Consider the following 16,124-nt stretch of genomic DNA (forward strand, 5'->3'; position numbering starts at 1 on the left):
TCCTGTTTTTATTTGAGACATATTACATTGTAACTTTGTATTTAAAAGAAACTTACAAATGGCGCATAAAGCTGGCTTCGTAAATATCATAGGCAACCCAAATGTGGGCAAATCTACTTTGATGAATGCCTTTGTGGGGGAAAAACTATCTATTATTACCTCAAAGGCGCAAACCACCCGTCATCGGATTTTGGGGATTGTAAATGGTGACGATTTTCAGGTAGTGCTTAGCGATACCCCGGGGATTATTAAACCGGCCTACGAATTACAGGAATCCATGATGGGTTTTGTAAAATCTGCTTTTGAGGATGCCGATATTTTAATTTACATGGTTGAAATTGGTGAGCAGAATTTAAAGGATGAAGCCTTCTTCCAAAAAATCACTAATGCCAAAATCCCTGTCCTGTTGCTGTTGAATAAAATTGATACATCGCATCAGGAACAATTGGAAAATCAAGTGCAATTATGGACAGAAAAAGTACCCAGTGCTGAAATATTTCCCATTTCGGCTTTAGAGGGTTTTAATGTGAAGGAAGTGTTTAATCGCATTATTGAATTGCTTCCCGAGTCACCTCCATTTTATCCAAAGGATCAGTTGACGGATAAGCCTGAACGTTTCTTTATAAACGAAAAAATTAGGGAAAAAATCCTTTTGCACTATAAAAAAGAAATTCCTTATGCCGTTGAAATTGAAACTGAAGAGTTTTTTGAAGAGGAAAAAATTATTAGAATTCGTTCGGTAATAATGGTGGAACGTGAGTCTCAAAAAGGCATCATTATCGGCCATAAAGGAAGCGCCTTAAAGCGTGTGGGCATGGAAGCTCGAAAGGATTTGGAAACCTTCTTTGATAAAAAAATCCACTTGGAGCTTTATGTCAAAGTAAATAAAAATTGGCGGAGCAATCAAAACCAGCTGAAACGTTTTGGTTACAATCAGCGCTAAATTCTAACCTTTATTTTTTGATTTCGTAACATTAGCTTTAATGTTGGGTTTCATATTTGTGGTTTAATTAATCAACAAAAAATTATGAAACTCAAAAACGTATTCAAATTATTTAGTATTGCCCTTTTGGGGACTTTTACCGTATTTACTTCTTGTGGCGAAGATGGTGCGGACGGGGAAGATGGAATGGATGTTACCTCCTTTGCCAAAGTTGCAAAAGTTGTTTTCGGTGATGGCGTTCCAGAAATTTCTGCCTATGATGCCCAAACACAAACTGTATTTTCGACAAATTCTGAAGCAAAAGAAGTTGAGGTAATCGACATTTCAGATGTGGGCAACCCAGAAATGAAAATGTCGATTGATGTGACTGCTTACGGTGGTAACGTTAATTCCGTGGCATGCAAAAATGGCTATTTGGCCATTGCTATTGAAGCTGAGGATAAGCAGGCCAACGGTAACGTCGTGGTTTTTAAAACGGACGATTTACTAACGCCTTATGCTGATGTTACAGCTGGAGCATTGCCAGATATGGTAACTTTTACACCTGATGGAAAATATATCTTATCCGCCAATGAAGGTGAGCCAAACGATGATTATGATGTGGATCCAAAAGGTTCTGTCACTATAATAGAAATCGAAACAAAAACAGCTATTCAAATTTATTTTGATGCTTTCAATAGTGAAGAAGCCACCTTGGAAGAAAAAGGATTTAGGGTGTTTGGTCCGGATGCTGATTTAAGTACGGATGTTGAACCGGAATATATTACGGTGTCTTCTGATTCCAAAACCGCATTTATCGCTTTGCAAGAGAACAACGGTATCGCCAAATTAGATATCGATTCTAAAACGATTACAGATATCTATCCTTTGGGAACTAAGGACTATTCAAAAGTTGCTTTCGATTTAAGTGATAAGGATGGTAATACCGGGAAACTTCAATTTTGGCCAGTGTTGAGTTTTTATCAGCCAGACGCCATTGATTATTTTGAAATAGGTGGCAACGGCTATATTATTACTGCAAATGAAGGGGATGCAAGGGATTATGATGGCTACTCCGAAGAGGAAAGAGGAGACGATTTGACTTTAGACCCTACAATTTTTGGTGATCCGTCTGAACTTCAAGAGGAGGAAAATCTAGGTCGTTTAAAAGTAACTACTGCCAATGGAGATACCGACGGTGATGGCGACGTGGACCAAATTTACGGATACGGTGCGCGTTCATTCTCCATTTGGAGTACATCGGGGCAATTGCTATTCGATTCTGGAAATGAATTCACTTTAATGACCTTATTTGACTTTGGCAATTACCCCGAAAACAGGTCGGACGATAAAGGCACGGAGCCAGAAGCGGTCACCACTTTTGTGGAAGGCGATAACACTTATGCGGTTATTGGTTTAGAACGAAGTGGGGATGTACTGATTTACAATATTCGTGATATTTACAATCCATTTTTTGTCCAAAGATTGAGAAACACATCGCCGGAAGGTTTATTGGTGGTGGATGCGGAGGATAGCCCAAACGGTAAAACCTTGTTAATCGTTTCCAACGAATTTCCAGACGATGCTACTTTGAATATTTATTCAAAATAAACCACAAAGCATAAAAAACGAAAAGCCAGAGTACTAGTTTGCTCTGGTTTTTGTTTTATCCGAAATCAGAAAACCTAATACTAACTTCTTGATAAGATAACCATTAGTTAATATAACAATTCAATATTTGCATATCTCAAACAGTTAGTTTGGTTAGTTTTGAGTTAGTTAGTTTTTAAAAGCCTTTGGTTGTCCTCCTCTTTCAACTAGGGCTTTTTTTGTGAAATAACTTTTTTCATAAAGTCATGCAAATCATGCATTTCGGGCTTGCTGGAATCCCGCCCGATACGTCCCCCAAAGTATAACGCAAACCAAATAATTACCATCAAAACCATCAAACTTACCTGAACGATGTATTCATTGTTCAGGCTCCAATTGGTATAGGCCCAAATTCCAAAGGCTATAAAAAGTGTCGCTACAATAAAATGCAAAAACATAAACATGGTCCAAATGGTTGGGTTGGGGCCAAAAAGGCCATGAAGCAAACTGGAATTTGCATCCACTTCGTCAATTTCCAAATGCAGTTGTGGTGACCAAAAGTGCTGGCCTTTCTTAGGATATTTTATAAATACGTGATTGTCAATTCGGGTCACGGTGAAATCTGTCTGGGCTTTCTTGGCGTCCTCGAATCGTTGCAAAACAGATTGGTTGTCTTCTTCCAATTCCATTTTGAATCGGGGTCTTAGCACAATCTCATTTTTAGTTGGCATAATGTTCAGTTTGCATCGTTAAATTAGTGTTTTTTCTTCAATTTTATACATTACCTTTGCACCCTATTCAAAAAAGGCATGGGAAATATAGTCGCAATTGTTGGAAGGCCAAATGTTGGGAAATCTACTTTTTTTAATCGAATGATTCAAAAACGGGAGGCTATCGTTGATGCCGTAAGTGGTGTGACTAGGGATAGACACTATGGCAAATGTGAATGGAACGGACGAGAGTTTTCCCTAATCGACACTGGGGGTTATGTGCTTGGAAGCGATGATATTTTTGAAGCCGAAATCGATAAGCAGGTAGAGTTGGCCATTGATGAAGCCGATGCAATTATTTTTATGGTGGATGTTGAGAGCGGCGTTACCGGCATGGACGAGGATGTGGCTAAGCTATTACGAAAAGTATCAAAGCCAGTCTTTTTGGTTGTGAATAAAGTGGACAATGCCAAAAGGGGGGAGGATGCCGTCGAGTTTTACTCGCTTGGGCTTGGCGAATACTATACAGTAGCGAGTATTAACGGTAGCGGTACAGGCGAATTATTGGATGCTGTGGTGGAAGCCCTTCCCGAAAAAGTAGAAGATAATGAAGAAGAATTGCCCCGTTTTGCAGTGGTGGGTCGGCCAAATGCAGGGAAGTCCTCTTTTATAAATGCATTGATTGGCGAAGACAGATATATTGTCACTGACATTGCAGGTACTACTCGAGATTCGATTGATACCAAATATAACCGTTTCGGTTTTGAATTCAATTTGGTGGATACTGCCGGAATCCGAAAAAAGTCCAAGGTAAAAGAAGATTTGGAGTTTTATTCCGTAATGCGCAGTGTAAGGGCTATTGAGCATTGTGATGTTTGTCTGTTGGTTTTGGATGCCAATCGTGGTTTTGACGGTCAGGTACAGAATATCTTTTGGCTTGCGGAGCGTAATCGAAAGGGCATTGTGGTGTTGGTTAACAAATGGGACTTGGTAGAAAAAGATCATAAATCCGTAAAAGCATACGAGAAAGCCATCAAAAAACAAATGGAACCCTTTACGGATGTTCCCATAGTTTTTATTTCGGCATTAACCAAGCAACGTATTTATAGAGCTATTGAAACTGCCGTTGAGGTATATCAAAACCGAGCAAAAAAAATCAAAACGAGCAAATTAAACGAGGTGTTGTTGCCTATCATTGAGCATTACCCACCTCCAGCGTACAAGGGCAAATTCGTTAAGATAAAATACATCATGCAATTGCCCACCCCTCAGCCACAATTTGCATTTTTCTGCAATTTACCGCAATATGTAAAAGATCCCTACAAACGCTTTTTGGAGAATAAGCTACGTGAGAAGTTTGATTTTACCGGTGTCCCGATTAGCGTTTATATGCGGAAGAAATAGTTGTGTTAGAAGTTAGAAGTTAGGAGTCGGTAGTCAGGAGTTTTGACTGAATCCTTAACTTTTGAATGCCAATTTTACTGCATACTGCCAACTGAACATCACCACCCCCCAGAAGCACCACCGCCACCAAAGCCTCCGCCACCGAAGCCACCACCAAAGCCTCCGCCTCCGGAAGACCATCCGCCACCGCCCGAACTTCTTCCCCAGCCACTGGAACCGCCACGATAGTTGCCACGGCCCATATTACTTAAAATGATGGCCTCTAAAATGTCTTGTCCGGTAGAGCGATGTCCTCTATTGCCTCCGCCACCACGTCGGTTTTTGGTAATGGCAATAAGTATCACAATAAAAATTAGGAAAAGCACCAAATAGAAACCAATGGGCAACTCATGGTTATTGGATTTTCGGGAACCTTTGTATTCCCCGTTCATCACCTCAAAAATGGCATCAGCACCACGATTTAGGCCACCATAGTAATCATTTCTTTTGAAAAAGGGGATGATGTCCCGCTCAATAATCCGCTTGGACATGGCATCGGTCAACAAATGCTCTACGCCGTAGCCAGTATTGATGGCAATTTTTCGATCCTTATGAGCAAGAAGAATAAATACTCCATTATCTTTCTCTTGACTACCTCCAATACCCCATTTATGCCCCCAGTTTGCACCTAAATATTTTATTTCTTCACCATTAGTAGAAGGAATGATTGCGATTACAACCTGTGTTGATGTAGAATCTGCATAATTAATCAATTTCCATCTCAGTTGCTCTTTTTCGTGGGCTTGAAGAAATTCACCTTTATCATAAACAACGTAGTCCTTTTTGATAATCTCTGGGTCAGTTGGTTTTTCAGGAATTTCAAATTGTGCAAAAGAAAAAGAAAATGAAACTAACGTGAATAGAATAAATAACCCAAACCTTTTTAGCTTGTACTGCGACTGTGACTGCCTACTGAATACTGACCATTGCATACTGAACCCCTATCCTTTTGAAATTTCGTTAGTCAATTCGTTTGTATCCCCATCCTCGTAGGGGAAATAATTCTGAAGCTGTTCACCAGATTTTAGAATACCTTCAACCAGCCCATGTTTAAAACTGCCTTTTTTAAAGTGGGATTGCATCACGTCTTTGGTGCTGTTCCAAAAATCGGTTTCAACTACGTCATTGATGCCTTTGTCACCATAAATCACGAAAGTTTTGTCTTCAACTGCTACATAAATCAGCACGGCATTCTGGAGTTTTGTATTGTCCATTTTTAAGATATGAAACAATTCCAAAGCACGATTGGATGCGTCCATTTCTTTCGATGTTTTTTCAATATGCACTCGGATTTCTCCGGAAGTATTCAGCTCAGCCTGTCGAATCGCTTCAATAATATCTTGCTCTTCTTCAGCAGTTAAAAAGTCTTCAATTTTGGACATTAAAACTCTACTTTTGGAGCATTTTTACTTCCGGGGTCACTCTTGTATCTTGGCATTTCCTCAAAACCAAACAACCCTGCTAGAAGTTTTCCTGGAAATTTTGTGGTAAAAATATCATACTTGTTTACCTTTTCGTTGTACCTGTTCCGTTCAACGCTTATTCTGTTTTCCGTTCCTTCTAATTGCGATTGCAATTCTAAAAAGCTTTTATCTGCCTTTAAATCTGGATAACGTTCAACGGTCAATAAAAGTCGTGATAAAGCACCACTTAAACCTTGCTGGGCTTGTTGGAATTGTGCCATAGTTTCCGGTGTTAGGCTATTGGCATCAATGGTTGTTTTGGTTGCTTCCGACCTTGCTTTAATTACACCTTCTAAAGTTTCTTTTTCGTGCGCCGCATAACCTTTTACGGTTGCAACAAGATTCGGAATTAAATCGGCTCGCCTCTGATAGGCACTTTCAACATTGGACCAGGCGGTTTTTGCATCCGCTTCATACTCTACTGCTGTATTGTTAAAGTTTTTTCCCCAGGAATAAAGTCCGATGACAATTATCCCAATAATAATCCATGGTAAAAATTTCTTCATGATAAATTAAATATGATGTTAGTGATATCTGTTAGACTCAAAATTGATTAAAAAGTTACTCTTACTTTTTTCTTTTGAAATTATCAAAAATGAAAAGGGGTGGGACGGATAAAAAATCGCGACAATTGAAATAATACTAGAGATGCTCCTTAATTTTTATCAATTGGGTTTTGATGTTTTCTAACTTATTGATAATATCAAAGTTGCTCAAGGCTTCCTTTTTATCTTCTTTCAAATGGGTTTTTGCACCCTCTAATGTGAACCCACGCTCCTTCACCAAATGATAGATAAACTTAAGGTTTTTAATGTCCTCAGGCGTAAACTTACGGTTGCCTTTTGCGTTCTTTTTTGGTTTAAGGATGTCAAATTCCTTTTCCCAAAACCGGATGAGGGAGGTGTTCACCCCAAAGGCCTTGGCCACTTCGCCAATACCATAATATCGTTTTTCGGGTAGCTCTATATGCATTAGTCGAGGGATTGGTTTTCTAAAGAAGCGTTTTCTAAAAGTTTGCTGAACTCTTCAGCCGTCAAACTACCGTAATAGAAGTTTATGGGATTAATGTGGCGACCGTCTTTCATGATTTCATAGTGCAAATGCGGTGCTTGAGAACGTCCTGTGCTACCAACAAAACCTATCAAATCGCCACGTTTTACTTTTTGGTTTTTACGAACATTGTACTTGTACAAATGCGCGTAAAGGCTCATGTATCCAAAGCCATGGTCAATGCGAATATGCTTCCCATAACCGCTTGCCCGCGAATCTGCGCGAACCACTACGCCATCTCCGGAAGCATAAATTGGGGTGCCACGTGGGGCGGTAAAATCCATCCCTTTGTGCATCTTTCTCACTTTGGTAAAAGGGTCGGAGCGCATCCCGTAACCAGATGCCATTCTGGTCAAATCCTCATTGCTCACAGGTTGAATGGCTGGAATGGCCGCCAACAATTTTTCCTTTTCCTCTGCTAAAACTGCAATTTCATCCAGTGATTTGGACTGTACAACAATTTGTTTTTGTAGAATATCCAGGCGCTTGCTGGTTCTAACAATTAGCCTTGAATTGTCATAGCCTTCCAAGTCTTTGTAGCGATTAATACCTCCAAAACCAGCCCGACGCTGTTCTTCCGGAATAGGGTTGGCCTCAAAATATACGCGGTAAATATTATTGTCTCTATCTTCAATACTCGCCAAAACCGCCTCAGCTTCAGACATTTTTTTGTTCAACAAATCAAACTGTAATTGCATGTTTTCCAGTTCGCGCTTTAAAGCCTTTTCGTTTGGGGATTCCACATAATGTCCAGCAATGAATACGAATAGGAAGGCAAATAGAGCCGAAGCCAGCAAAAACACCATAATAAACTTAAACGTGTTCCGTTTTTTGCGTTCAATTTTTCGGTAAGAAAGTGATTCAGGATCGTAATAATATTTTACCTTACTCATTACTTAATTTATGCTATTTTTGCAGCTATAAAATTTAATGTGGAAGTTGAATTTTACTAACAATTACAACCCAGATTTTTATGGTTTATTGCCTTGTAAAAGGGAATGATAAAATGGGTGATTTATTTGTCCAACTCCGAGTTTGATTTTCAAAATGGAGGATAAAGATAAAAATTGTTTTACAAAAACTATAATTTAACGAAGATTAGCTTAATTACATCCATGAAATCTCAAGAAGTAAGGTCCAAATTTTTAAGTTTTTTCGAGGGTAAAAAACATAGTATCGTGCCATCTGCACCAATGGTTTTAAAGGACGACCCCACCCTTATGTTTGTCAATTCGGGCATGGCGCCTTTCAAGGAGTTTTTCTTAGGGAACGCCGAGCCAAAAAGCAACAGAATTGCTGATACACAAAAATGTTTGCGTGTTTCTGGAAAGCATAACGATTTGGAAGAAGTGGGCTACGATACCTATCATCACACGCTTTTTGAAATGTTGGGGAATTGGAGTTTTGGCGATTACTTTAAAAAAGAAGCCATTGCTTGGGCATGGGAATTGCTAACTGAGGTTTATGGTATTGACAAGGACATCCTTTATGTGACGGTTTTTGAAGGTGATGAAGTTGATGGCACCGAAATGGATACTGAAGCCTATGATTTTTGGAAGGCACATATTTCTGAAGATCGTATTCTGAAGGGGGATAAAAAAGATAATTTTTGGGAAATGGGCGACCAGGGTCCCTGTGGGCCGTGTTCCGAAATTCATGTGGACATCCGTTCGGCTGACGAAAAAGCCAAGATTTCTGGTAGGGATTTGGTAAATATGGACCATCCGCAGGTTGTTGAAATTTGGAATTTGGTGTTCATGCAATATAACAGAAAAGCCAATGGAAAATTGGAAACACTGCCGAATAAGCACATCGATACCGGAATGGGATTTGAGCGTTTGTGTATGGTGTTGCAAGGCGTGCAGTCTAATTATGATACCGATGTGTTTACCCCGATAATCCGTGAGGTAGAAACCATTACTAATAAATCCTATGGAAAAGAAGAAAAAGTAGATATTGCGATTCGCGTGATTTCTGACCATGTACGTGCAGTGGCGTTTTCAATTGCTGATGGGCAGTTGCCGAGCAATACCGGCGCTGGATATGTTATCCGAAGGATTTTGCGCCGTGCAGTGCGTTATGGGTTTACTTTTTTAAATAAAAAAGAACCTTTTATTTACCGTTTGGTGGATGTGCTGAGCAATAGAATGGGAGAAGCTTTTCCTGAGTTGAAAGCCCAAAAGCAGTTAATTGAAAATGTGATTAAAGAAGAGGAGCAGTCTTTTTTAAGGACTTTGGAGCAAGGTTTGGTATTGTTGAACGGTATTGTTGAAGAAACTAAAGGCGAAACCATTTCGGGTGAAAAGGCTTTCGAGTTGTATGATACTTATGGCTTTCCAATCGATTTGACAGCCTTGATTCTTTCTGAAAAAGGATTAAAACTCGATGAAAAAGGCTTTGAGGCCGAACTGCAAAAACAAAAGGACCGCTCCCGAGCAGCTAGTGAAATGTCTACTGATGATTGGACGGTTCTAACCGAAAACTCAGATGAAGCATTTGTCGGCTATGATACGCTTGAAGCGAATGTAAGATTAACACGATACCGAAAAGTGTCTTCCAAAAAAGAGGGTGACATGTTCCAGCTGGTGTTTGATATTACGCCCTTTTATGCAGAAGGCGGAGGCCAAGTGGGGGATAAGGGGTATTTGGAAGATGCACATGGAGACGTGGTTTATATTTTGGACACGAAAAAGGAAAATAATGTGATTATCCATTTTGCAAAAAATTTACCAAAGCATTTGGGTGAAACCTTCAAAGCTGTGGTGGATGTCAAACAGCGTCATCGCACGGAATGTAACCATACAGCAACGCACTTGTTGCATCAAGCTTTAAGGGAGGTTTTGGGCACTCATGTTGAGCAAAAGGGAAGTGCAGTACACTCCAAATATTTGCGTTTCGATTTTTCCCATTTTTCAAAGTTGACGGTAGAGGAATTACGTGATGTTGAGAATTTCGTAAACAGACGTATCGAGGGAAAATTACCTTTGGTTGAAAAGCGTAGTATTCCAAAAGAAGAAGCTATTGCCGAAGGTGCGATGAGCCTGTTTGGAGAGAAATACGGGGATACCGTGCGTTCCATTCGTTTTGGGCAGTCCATTGAACTTTGTGGGGGTACGCATGTGAACAACACAGCCGATATATGGCATTTCAAAATTGTGTCCGAGGGTGCTGTTGCGGCTGGGATTCGACGTATTGAGGCCATCACCAACGATGCAGTAAAGGATTTCTATTTTGAAAATAATAGAGCCTATTTTGAAATGCGCGATTTGTTGAATAATGCTAAAGACCCAGTGAAGGCGCTTCAAAATCTACAAGATGAAAACATTGGTTTAAAGAAGCAGATTGAATCGTTGCTAAAGGATAAAGCCAAAAACATTAAAGGGGAACTTAAAAATGAACTACAAGATATTAATGGTGTTCAATTCTTAGCCAAAAAATTGGATTTGGACGCTGGTGGCCTTAAAGATGTGGCTTTTGAATTAGGCAGTCAATTTGATAATCTCTTTTTATTATTGGCCACGGAGCAAAATGGAAAGGCTTTGTTGTCCTGCTATATTTCAAAATCGCTTGTTGAAAGTAAAGGGTTGAATGCGGGGCAGATAGTTCGCGAACTAGGTAAATATATCCAAGGTGGCGGTGGTGGACAGCCGTTTTTTGCTACTGCTGGCGGGAAGAATCCAGATGGGATTGGTGAGGCTTTGGGAGCTGCTAAAGAATATTTGAATTAATCTGTCACCCTGAACTTGTTTCAGGGTCTCATAAATGAACCTTCAGACCAAAATATCATTTTCCAAGAAGTCTAATAATCTAATTGACTACGAATCTAATATTCTACTAATCGGTTCCTGTTTTTCAGAAAATATTGGTGAAAAACTGGGCTATTTCAAATTCCAAAACACCCGAAACCCTTTCGGTATTTTATTCAATCCAAAGGCAATTGAAACGCTTATTGAAAATGCGGTCCGCCAAAAAGTATATAAAGATAGCGATGTGTTTTTTCATAACGAGCAATGGCATAGTTTTGACGCACATTCAAAATTAAGCAGGACCGCAAAAGAAGATTTGTTAAACCAATTAAACCGTCAAATCGACTTAACAGCCCAGCAACTTAACAAATCCAAACATATAATTATTACCCTCGGAACAGCATGGGTTTACAGGCATCAGGATTCTGATAGCATCGTTGCCAATTGTCATAAAGTGCCTCAGAAGCAATTTCAAAAAGAATTGGTTTCAATTGATTCAATTTTTGAATCCCTTCAAAATATTATTGATTTAATTAAAAGTGTCAATCCAATAGCCACCATAATTTTTACGGTGTCACCAGTGCGTCACCTAAGGGATGGTTTTGTGGAGAATACGCTAAGTAAGTCGCATTTAATAAGTGCGATTCATCAATTTTTGAATAGTAGCAATCGGTCGTTGAGCGGAGTCGAAACGTACTTCCCCTCCTACGAAATCATGATGGACGAACTTCGTGATTACCGTTTTTACGCCGAGGATATGATTCATCCCAATCAAACCGCAATCGATTATATTTGGGAACGCTTCAAATCCGTTTGGATATCCGAAGATAGTTTTCAAACTATGGAAGCCGTAGATACAATTCAAAGGGGACTTCAACATAAACCCTTCAACCCGCATTCAGAAGCCCATCAAAAATTTCTTCAAACATTGGAGGCTCAAAAGGGAATAGTTGCAAAACAAGTTCCGCATATTAAATTCTAAAGGTTTATTACAGCCGTAAATCGAAAATCGTACATCGTAATTCAAAATATACGCAATTCGTCGTATTGTTTGCCCTTGCGCATTGTGGCAACTTTGTAATGTTATTAATCAATAAAATTATTCAACAATGAGAAATTTAAAACAAATCATGTTATTCGTAATGGTGGGATCATTACTAACATTTACATCGTGTTCAAACAATGATGACGGCGGAGGCCCATCCAATGCGGGCTCAGGAACTTTAGTGGCAAAGGTAGACGGGACTTCATTTCAATCCATGGAAATTTCGTCCTCAGCTACAGTAGCAAATGCAGGCGGGACAAAAAACCTTATTATAATTGCCTCCAATAGTGATGGCAACGCATTTGCCTTTACCATATTTGGCTACACGGGGGAAGGGACCTATAAACTGACAGGTGCTGATATTGCTGTTACCAATACTGCATCCTATACCGAAACAAACGTAAATCTTAGTAACCCTACGGCATCAACAACCGAAATTTGGCAAGCGCCTTATGATGATACTGAAGTTGGTTCCGTGTCCGTTTCGGAGGAAACCGACACCCATGTAAAAGGCACATTCAGTTTTATGGGTAAAAATGTTAACGGCGATGGTTCTGTAAAAAATATCACCGAAGGCTCGTTCAATCTATCTAAGCAAACCACATAGATTTTTGTAGAAGTGAAGTGGCGCTAGTTAAGTGCTACTTCACTGTTATTATTAACAGAAACAAACTGAACAATGGGATATTTAAAACATGCAACCGGGAAAAAAAGAGTAGTTCTTGCCGTATTAATGATTGCTCTGGCCTTTGGGTCGAGTATAAATTTATCGGCACAATCCAAAAACCTTCAAAAATTATTGGATAACCCCAATAAAATGTACAGTAAGGCTTTTGTATATTCTGGAGCTACAGGCCCAATTCGCAAATGGCAAATTAAAAAAGGCTTTGCTTCAGAAAGCGACTATGTTATGCCAAAACGGGTGGGCATACTGGCCTTTGTGGTATCGGACCAAAGTAAATCCACTTCAACCAGTTACGGGTACACTACCGTTAGAACCACATCAAAAGCAACCAAGGAAGGTGCAAGTGCCGTAGCCAATGAAATTTACGACAGTACTATTGAAACCATGAAAAGCACCTTTAAGGACAAGGGCATGGAACTACTTGAAATCCAAGACTACTTGGATAATAAAGAAAAGGCAGATTTATACCATAATTACGAGTTGAAAAAATTGAAGGGGGTCAAGGCGTTTTCTGGACTAACCGGCCAAGGTAATTCAGGGCCAGTAGTGGGCTACAGAAATATGACATTGCCATATTTTGGCTCGTTTCCAAAGGCCGTAAAAAAGAGAAACGACTTCTTTAACCAACTTGGACTGGATGCTATTTTAGTTGTTGAAATAGGCATGTCGGTTGTGGGAAATAAGCTGATAGATGTAAAATCTGATATCTTGTACAAAAACCCGGCCAGTGGCACAAAGACCATTTATAGCGATTACAATGAAGGGGTTAGTGTTAAGTTTGGTGTAAGCCCCTACGAGAAAAAACCAACGTATGGCGGCATATTCTTGATAGAGGAGGTGGAGTACAAGAATAAAAAGGGCAAAACAAAAACAAGAAAGCAGGCCGTAGGCTTAGACCCAAATATATACAAGCTCGTCAACGCTGTTGTGAGGGCCAATGTGGGTGCCCTTGAAAAGTATGTACTTGGGAAGAAGTAAATCTTGTTGTTGGGATTTGTGATTGGGCGTGATAATCCAATTATTGCGCTTAATCTTTTTTTATAACGCTTCATCGAAAAATTGATAGTAAAACACGCATTAATTACTAGATTTAGAATGCTATTAATCAGTTCATACAGAAAACATCGATCGTGGGATTCTTTCCAAAAAGGACACGGTTGGTGTTTTTTCTTTTCCACTAATTTTCTTTTCTGTTTAATTCATTTCCGCTAAGATGGAACCTTATCTTGTTGTGAACGTTGGGATTGCTGTTTTGATTGCGATTTTAGTTGTTGCTGTATTGAAAACCTGTTTTTGCTTCAGTGCCTTATCAAAAGTAGGGTACGCCCGAAGGGTGTCACTTCAAAATGAAATTAAACGGGTAGCGCTTTCCGAAGGTAGAAATTCACAATTGGTTGCAGAGTTGGATGATTCCCATAGTGCTTATATGAATAAACTGTTTCAAATCACAAAAGATGTCCTTTCGCTTCAAAATATTATATTTGATAAGTAACACTTTTGCTAACCCATGCATCGCGTTTTTATTCTTGTCTCTCTCGTTCTGTGCAATCTCACCATGTCGCAGACCAAAAGCAAAGATTTAGACTATTTGCTACATTTATCTAAGGAGAAAAAAGGAGATACTTTAATCAGCATCTATAACAATCTTTCATGGGAGTTTAAAAACTCCAAGTTAGATAGCGCTTTTTATTACGCCAGGGAAGCTATCCGACTTTCAAAAGAAAATGGCTCAAAACTACAATTAGCCTATGGTTACAACAGTCTGGCAAATTGTTTTGAAAACAAAGGACTATTAGACAGTGCGCTAGTCTACCATCACAAAAGTTTAAAGTTAAAGTTTGAGGCTAATGACATGCAGGGTCAGGCCGATTCTTATAACAATTTAGGTATTGTTTATGATTTAAAAGGCGATTATTCGGAATCCTTGGAAAACTACTTCAAAGCATTAAAAATTTACGAATCCGAAGATGTTCCCTTTGACAAAATACCGTTGGTATTGAGCAATATTGGTATTGCTTACAAAAAGCAAAAGGAATATCAAAAGGCTTTGGGGTACTATAAAAGGGCGTTGGCCATTTATCAAAAACATGATTACTCTTTTGGTGAGGTAATTACATCGGGAAATATTGGTTCGGTTTTAATCAATTTAAAGGCGTTTGACAGCGCCATTGTGTATTCTCAAAGCGCCAAAGAGATGTATACTAAGTTGGGCTACCACAGATATGTACCTTATATGGTGCACAATATTGCGGTTGCGAAAGACAGTCTATATCTTTTTGCCGAAGCTCAGAGGAGCTATAGGGAGGCTTTGTCCCTTTATCAAAAAGATGACAATTTATATGAATACGCCAGCGCCAAATTGGGTTTGGCCAAAAGTTTTTTAAAAGAGGAAAAATATAAGCAGTCTATTGTTCAGGCAGATGATGCCCTGACTTTGAGTATGGGTAAAGGGTTTCTTGAGTTTGAGGTGGAGTCCTACAGGATTTTGGGAAATGCATATTCTGGTTTGGGGGACTATAAAAAGGCTTACGGTTTAATTGAAAACTATCGTATTGGGAATGAAAAGTTGTTTGAAGAAAACAAGACAAAGGCCGTTTTTGAGCTTGAAACCAAATATCAAACCGAGAAAAAAGAAAAAGAGATACTTGCACAAAGAACTGAAATCGCTGAAAAGGAATTGGATTTAAACCGAAAAAACACCCAATTGATTGGATTGGTGATTGTCGCTATTCTGTTATCTGTTTTGGGTTATTTAGTGTATAGCCAACAAAAACTGAAAAACAGGCAATTGCAAAAAGAAAGCGAGCTGAAAGAAGCTTTAGCTAAAATTGAAACCCAAAATAGACTACAGGAACAGCGACTTAGGATATCAAGGGACTTGCACGACAATATTGGGGCGCAGCTCACTTTTATTATTTCCTCCATTGAGAACTTGCAATACGGACTGAAAACAAAAAATGAAAAAATAACCAATAAATTATCCGGCATTAGTGCCTTTACAAAGGACACCATTTATGAATTGCGCGATACCATTTGGGCCATGAACAAAAGCGAAATTTCATTGGAAGATTTAGAGGCGCGCATTTCAAATTTTGTTAAAAAGGCAAATCTTCATTCTGACATTACCCGTTTCAATTTTACGGTGGATGAGGGGATTTCCAAATCTAGTGTTTTGAGCTCAGTGAAGGGAATGAATATTTATAGGATGATCCAGGAGGCTACTAATAATGCCATAAAATATGCGGGTGCGGAGAATATTTCAGTCAATGTCTCAAAATATGAAGATGGGATTTTGGTTAAAATAAAAGATGATGGCAAGGGCTTTGATCCGAAGAAGGTCGAACATGGTAATGGACTAAACAATATGAAAAAAAGAGCATCGGATATAGGGGCTGATTTTAAACTGGTTTCTAAACCAGGTTCGGGAACTTCCGTTATCTTTACCATAGACACCTAAAATGTTAACACCA

The 16,124-nt window shown here is 39.2% G+C and carries 15 protein-coding genes; 9 read left to right on the forward strand and 6 right to left on the reverse strand.

All coding sequences use genetic code 11. From position 1 onward, the window contains the following. Positions 1-58 precede the first annotated feature (58 nt). Positions 59-943, forward strand: a complete 885-nt coding sequence (gene era, locus ACFSR8_RS04030) for a GTPase Era (protein WP_380289258.1) — start codon at positions 59-61, stop codon at positions 941-943. 84 nt (positions 944-1,027) lie between these two features. Then, entirely contained in the window at positions 1,028-2,533 is a 1,506-nt protein-coding gene (locus ACFSR8_RS04035) for a choice-of-anchor I family protein (protein WP_380289260.1), read from the forward strand. 206 nt (positions 2,534-2,739) lie between these two features. On the opposite strand, the gene ACFSR8_RS04040 is transcribed toward ACFSR8_RS04035, so the two are convergent. After that, a complete protein-coding gene (locus tag ACFSR8_RS04040; protein WP_380289262.1) occupies positions 2,740-3,243 on the reverse strand; it encodes a GTP-binding protein in 504 nt (167 codons plus the stop codon). A gap of 78 nt (positions 3,244-3,321) precedes the next feature. Between ACFSR8_RS04040 and der the strand changes: the two genes are divergently transcribed. Continuing rightward, the gene (der, locus tag ACFSR8_RS04045; protein ID WP_380289264.1) at positions 3,322-4,626 is read left to right on the forward strand and encodes a ribosome biogenesis GTPase Der; all 1,305 of its coding nucleotides are present in this window, start codon (positions 3,322-3,324) and stop codon (positions 4,624-4,626) included. Positions 4,627-4,724: 98 nt separating this feature from the next. On the opposite strand, the gene ACFSR8_RS04050 is transcribed toward der, so the two are convergent. From ACFSR8_RS04050 to ACFSR8_RS04070, 5 genes are all read right to left on the reverse strand, one after another. Further along, positions 4,725-5,597, reverse strand: coding sequence for a TPM domain-containing protein (locus tag ACFSR8_RS04050; RefSeq protein WP_380289266.1), 873 nt, complete (start codon positions 5,595-5,597; stop codon positions 4,725-4,727). 9 nt (positions 5,598-5,606) lie between these two features. After that, positions 5,607-6,047 (reverse strand): TPM domain-containing protein, encoded by a 441-nt coding sequence (locus ACFSR8_RS04055; RefSeq protein ID WP_380289268.1) that lies wholly within the window; start codon positions 6,045-6,047, stop codon positions 5,607-5,609. Beyond that, positions 6,047-6,634 carry a LemA family protein gene (locus ACFSR8_RS04060; protein WP_380289270.1) on the reverse strand — a complete coding sequence of 196 codons (588 nt, stop codon included), beginning with the start codon at positions 6,632-6,634 and terminating at the stop codon, positions 6,047-6,049. Before ACFSR8_RS04060 ends, ACFSR8_RS04055 begins: the two co-directional genes overlap by 1 nt. Before the next feature lie 136 nt (positions 6,635-6,770). Continuing rightward, complete coding sequence (locus tag ACFSR8_RS04065; protein ID WP_380289272.1) at positions 6,771-7,100, reverse strand: MerR family transcriptional regulator; 330 nt, start codon at positions 7,098-7,100, stop codon at positions 6,771-6,773. Next, positions 7,100-8,071, reverse strand: coding sequence for a M23 family metallopeptidase (locus ACFSR8_RS04070; protein ID WP_380289274.1), 972 nt, complete (start codon positions 8,069-8,071; stop codon positions 7,100-7,102). The genes ACFSR8_RS04065 and ACFSR8_RS04070 overlap by 1 nt, the downstream gene beginning before the upstream one ends. Before the next feature lie 222 nt (positions 8,072-8,293). Between ACFSR8_RS04070 and alaS the strand changes: the two genes are divergently transcribed. The 6 genes from alaS to ACFSR8_RS04100 all read left to right on the forward strand — a co-directional run bounded on the left by alaS (position 8,294) and on the right by ACFSR8_RS04100 (position 16,111). After that, a complete protein-coding gene (gene alaS / locus ACFSR8_RS04075) occupies positions 8,294-10,906 on the forward strand; it encodes an alanine--tRNA ligase (protein ID WP_380289276.1) in 2,613 nt (870 codons plus the stop codon). A 34-nt stretch (positions 10,907-10,940) separates the two neighbouring features. Further along, positions 10,941-11,906, forward strand: coding sequence for a GSCFA domain-containing protein (locus ACFSR8_RS04080; RefSeq protein ID WP_380289278.1), 966 nt, complete (start codon positions 10,941-10,943; stop codon positions 11,904-11,906). A gap of 127 nt (positions 11,907-12,033) precedes the next feature. Then, complete coding sequence (locus ACFSR8_RS04085; RefSeq protein WP_380289280.1) at positions 12,034-12,576, forward strand: DUF6252 family protein; 543 nt, start codon at positions 12,034-12,036, stop codon at positions 12,574-12,576. A 72-nt stretch (positions 12,577-12,648) separates the two neighbouring features. After that, positions 12,649-13,632, forward strand: a complete 984-nt coding sequence (locus ACFSR8_RS04090) for a hypothetical protein (protein ID WP_380289282.1) — start codon at positions 12,649-12,651, stop codon at positions 13,630-13,632. A 235-nt stretch (positions 13,633-13,867) separates the two neighbouring features. Beyond that, positions 13,868-14,146, forward strand: a complete 279-nt coding sequence (locus ACFSR8_RS04095) for a hypothetical protein (RefSeq protein ID WP_380289283.1) — start codon at positions 13,868-13,870, stop codon at positions 14,144-14,146. Positions 14,147-14,209: 63 nt separating this feature from the next. Beyond that, positions 14,210-16,111, forward strand: coding sequence for a tetratricopeptide repeat-containing sensor histidine kinase (locus ACFSR8_RS04100; protein ID WP_380289285.1), 1,902 nt, complete (start codon positions 14,210-14,212; stop codon positions 16,109-16,111). The last annotated feature ends 13 nt before the right edge of the window (positions 16,112-16,124 follow it).

It is taken from the genome of Hyunsoonleella rubra (assembly GCF_042684665.1).
GTDB classification, from domain to species: domain Bacteria; phylum Bacteroidota; class Bacteroidia; order Flavobacteriales; family Flavobacteriaceae; genus Jejuia; species Jejuia rubra.

What these genes read in the sequence shown, in the direction of transcription:
- era (WP_380289258.1), top strand. Translation starts at nt 59, where the DNA reads ATGGCGCATAAAGCTGGCTTCGTAAATATCATAGGCAACCCAAATGTG.
- ACFSR8_RS04035 (WP_380289260.1), top strand. Translation starts at nt 1,028, where the DNA reads ATGAAACTCAAAAACGTATTCAAATTATTTAGTATTGCCCTTTTGGGG.
- ACFSR8_RS04040 (WP_380289262.1), bottom strand. Translation starts at nt 3,243, where the DNA reads ATGCCAACTAAAAATGAGATTGTGCTAAGACCCCGATTCAAAATGGAA.
- der (WP_380289264.1), top strand. Translation starts at nt 3,322, where the DNA reads ATGGGAAATATAGTCGCAATTGTTGGAAGGCCAAATGTTGGGAAATCT.
- ACFSR8_RS04050 (WP_380289266.1), bottom strand. Translation starts at nt 5,597, where the DNA reads ATGCAATGGTCAGTATTCAGTAGGCAGTCACAGTCGCAGTACAAGCTA.
- ACFSR8_RS04055 (WP_380289268.1), bottom strand. Translation starts at nt 6,047, where the DNA reads ATGTCCAAAATTGAAGACTTTTTAACTGCTGAAGAAGAGCAAGATATT.
- ACFSR8_RS04060 (WP_380289270.1), bottom strand. Translation starts at nt 6,634, where the DNA reads ATGAAGAAATTTTTACCATGGATTATTATTGGGATAATTGTCATCGGA.
- ACFSR8_RS04065 (WP_380289272.1), bottom strand. Translation starts at nt 7,100, where the DNA reads ATGCATATAGAGCTACCCGAAAAACGATATTATGGTATTGGCGAAGTG.
- ACFSR8_RS04070 (WP_380289274.1), bottom strand. Translation starts at nt 8,071, where the DNA reads ATGAGTAAGGTAAAATATTATTACGATCCTGAATCACTTTCTTACCGA.
- alaS (WP_380289276.1), top strand. Translation starts at nt 8,294, where the DNA reads ATGAAATCTCAAGAAGTAAGGTCCAAATTTTTAAGTTTTTTCGAGGGT.
- ACFSR8_RS04080 (WP_380289278.1), top strand. Translation starts at nt 10,941, where the DNA reads ATGAACCTTCAGACCAAAATATCATTTTCCAAGAAGTCTAATAATCTA.
- ACFSR8_RS04085 (WP_380289280.1), top strand. Translation starts at nt 12,034, where the DNA reads ATGAGAAATTTAAAACAAATCATGTTATTCGTAATGGTGGGATCATTA.
- ACFSR8_RS04090 (WP_380289282.1), top strand. Translation starts at nt 12,649, where the DNA reads ATGGGATATTTAAAACATGCAACCGGGAAAAAAAGAGTAGTTCTTGCC.
- ACFSR8_RS04095 (WP_380289283.1), top strand. Translation starts at nt 13,868, where the DNA reads ATGGAACCTTATCTTGTTGTGAACGTTGGGATTGCTGTTTTGATTGCG.
- ACFSR8_RS04100 (WP_380289285.1), top strand. Translation starts at nt 14,210, where the DNA reads ATGTCGCAGACCAAAAGCAAAGATTTAGACTATTTGCTACATTTATCT.